Source organism: Undibacterium sp. Ji83W (assembly GCF_049340385.1).
Lineage (GTDB): Bacteria > Pseudomonadota > Gammaproteobacteria > Burkholderiales > Burkholderiaceae_D > Undibacterium.
Genome location: NZ_JBMPOZ010000053.1, coordinates 1 through 2654, shown reverse-complemented (window position 1 = coordinate 2654; position 2654 = coordinate 1). Strand labels below are relative to the sequence as shown.

Annotated in this window: 3 protein-coding genes; all 3 read right to left on the bottom strand. The window is 42.4% G+C overall.

Going from position 1 to position 2654, the window contains the following annotated elements:
• On the bottom strand, nt 1-556 hold a 556-nt coding region (locus ACO0LD_RS31650; protein ID WP_423013500.1), incomplete at its 3' end, for a cysteine peptidase family C39 domain-containing protein.
• Between the two features lie 214 nt (nt 557-770).
• Nucleotides 771-2192 (bottom strand): M16 family metallopeptidase, encoded by a 1422-nt coding sequence (locus ACO0LD_RS31645; protein WP_423013498.1) that lies wholly within the window; start codon nt 2190-2192, stop codon nt 771-773.
• Between the two features lie 40 nt (nt 2193-2232).
• The gene (locus ACO0LD_RS31640) at nt 2233-2397 is read right to left on the bottom strand and encodes a hypothetical protein (protein WP_423013496.1); all 165 of its coding nucleotides are present in this window, start codon (nt 2395-2397) and stop codon (nt 2233-2235) included.
• Nucleotides 2398-2654: the final 257 nt, after the last annotated feature.

Sequence of the window (2654 nt, the reverse complement as noted above, 5' to 3'; positions counted from 1 at the left end):
TGACGAACTGGTTGAAAAGGGGTGAGCATATGGCGAAAATTTCTAACGCCAGAGCAAGGGCAATGACTTTGACGATGGCCGGACGCAGGCCAACGATATGACCGGTCAGGTCGCGCAGGGCGACTTGTTTCTTTTCTTCCTTCGGTTTAAAGGCTGGGCTGGGTGCCAGTTCCAGGGCTATACCGGTAAAATGCTTCGAGGCTTCTTCGACAGTGACGCAACGCTCACCAACTGCGGGGTCAAGCAAAATCAGCGTCTGCTTACCGCGCCAGTCCTTCCGTACTGCTTTAAGTACAACGAAGTGATTCAAATTCCAGTGCAGTATGCAGGGCAAGGCCAGTTGATCGAGCTCATCGAGTTCCAGACGCAGGGGGCGGCTGTTCAATTGCATGGCAGACGCATGGCGCATCAGTTGCGCCAGCGTTGCACCCTTGAGACTGATGGAGAATTGGCGGCGCAGATCTGCAAGATCAGTGTGGTAGCCGAAATGGCTGGCAACCATAGCGAGACAGGCCAGGCCGCATTCGCTGGATTCGGTTTGAAGTTGGCTACGCATTCAGATAAAAAAGATTGACATGTTAGTTAATTCCATACTTGGGGCATTTCTGATAAGTCCAAAACTGTCAAATTAACTCTCGAAAAATCAATCGCTTGCGAATGGTGTGCGGGGCTTAATCAGCGCTCTTTGGCTGAGCCTCTAATTTTTACCATCCAATTCTTTGAACTGGCCCGGCGGATTATCTGGTTTGAATGAAAGGGGCGTTTTTACATTATTTATTTTCTTCCATGAATATCCCAACAGTGCGGTTACTTGGGACTAGCAAAGATTTCGAGACTCTGTGCAAGTGCTCCAATGTCATTTCTTGTATGCGATCCCGCTCCCAAAAATATAGGCGCCAATCACCACCAGCAATGTAACTCGACAGTTTTTCTGAAAAAACTTTTATGTCCTTACGTTCATTACTCGCTTTTACTTTGTATTGATTTTTGATTTCGTCCAATTCAATTTGATTGAACTTCTTTTTATTAAGATTCGATTCTTGCTGCAAAAAAAAATCTTTAACTTGAGGAATTTTTTTTGCATCACCAAAATCCAGTTCTGCATAAAACATTAGTGCATTCGCTTCTGAAAATTGCAAATTCCCGCTATTAAAACTACTAGATTTCTTTGAATTCAAAAATTTCTTTTTCCAGCTTTGTATTCCGTTATCACTTGATAGCAATTCACCTATCAATGTTGCAGCAGCATAGTCTGGATGAGAAATACCTTCTGTACGATATGCTAAAAAAACGACAGATCGTTCTTTGGGCCTACGAATAAGAAATTCTTTTTGAGTCTGTCGTGGGAATTTTCCCACACTGATATTCGATACAGGTTCTTTATATCCGGGAATTTCAGAAAATGCATTGGCAACAGAAATTAAGGCTTTTTCCACATCAAAATTACCTGCAATAATTATTGTTGCGTTGTTGGGGTGGTAATGTTTTCCCCAGAAATTTTTCACCGCATCGAGTTGAATATTTTCCAGATCCCGGCGATTTCCCAAGACATCTGTTCCATAGGGATGCTTCTGGAAAACAGTTTCAAGCATTTTCTTGTAATGAAATCTTCTGATGTTCGAATCATTGTCCCTAAGCTCGTCCAAGACTTCAGATAAAGCTGTGTGCAAGCTATCTTTTGAGTAAGAGAAATTCTGCATGCGATCAGCTTCTACATTCAGAATCCAGTCAAGATAATTATCTTTAGTCTCAAAATTAGAACGATAATAAGTGTAGTCTGCACTTGTAATTCCTACTCGCTTGAATTTTCGATCTTTCATTTCTTGCTGTAAATCTGGATGATGCCCAGATCCACGCATTACAGCAAAATGTTCAAAAAGATGTGCAATGCCTTTTTCATCTGGTGCTTCGTACTTTGAACCAACGCGATAAGTCAAATTCACCACAGTATTTTTTGCAAACGCATCTGGTATAAGTAGTATCTGCAAACCATTACTTAATTTGTATTCGCTTATTCCTTCAAGTTCCCGAACAAATATTCCTGTTTCCTGGCTATTTTTAGTCAACAACTGTTCAGACTGTTTTGCGCTAACTGCGGCCATGACAGACAGTAAAAGTAATGCGAGAATTGCGTTGATCATTTTCACAGTTAAATTCATTCCCTTAAAAATAAAGAATAAGGCAAGCAACATATCATTACGCTGCTTGCCTTACAAAAGCTACTCGGTCACATTAACCCGTAGTACCACGTGTTTCGCGACGAATCTCAGCCGCCGCTTCCCTCGCTTGCTGATCATCATATTCATCTTTTTCTTCTTGAGTCATTCTTTTACCGGTTTGCTCTCCGTCACCACCGCTTACCAGTTTCAACAGTTCTTCATTTGAAATAATACGCATTTTATGTTACTCCTATACATGGTTAAGTGAACCATACCTCATGGCATGGCTTTACTACTCCGATCAGGGTCTTGATCACCCTTATCGGTTTTTTCGGGCTGGGTCTGTTGGGTTTTCCTGACAGACCCAGCATCGAATTCTGAAATTCTTTGTTTCTGCTTCTAGGCACGCTGGCTCATTGCCAGCACTGGCTCCAGTACCCATTCCCAAATTTTCCTACTGTCTTGCAACACATCCGCCTCCAGTGTCATGCCTGG

Excerpts from the sequence above, each read along its gene's own strand:
- ACO0LD_RS31645 (WP_423013498.1), bottom strand. The coding sequence starts at position 2,192 with ATGTTGCTTGCCTTATTCTTTATTTTTAAGGGAATGAATTTAACTGTG.
- ACO0LD_RS31640 (WP_423013496.1), bottom strand. The coding sequence starts at position 2,397 with ATGCGTATTATTTCAAATGAAGAACTGTTGAAACTGGTAAGCGGTGGT.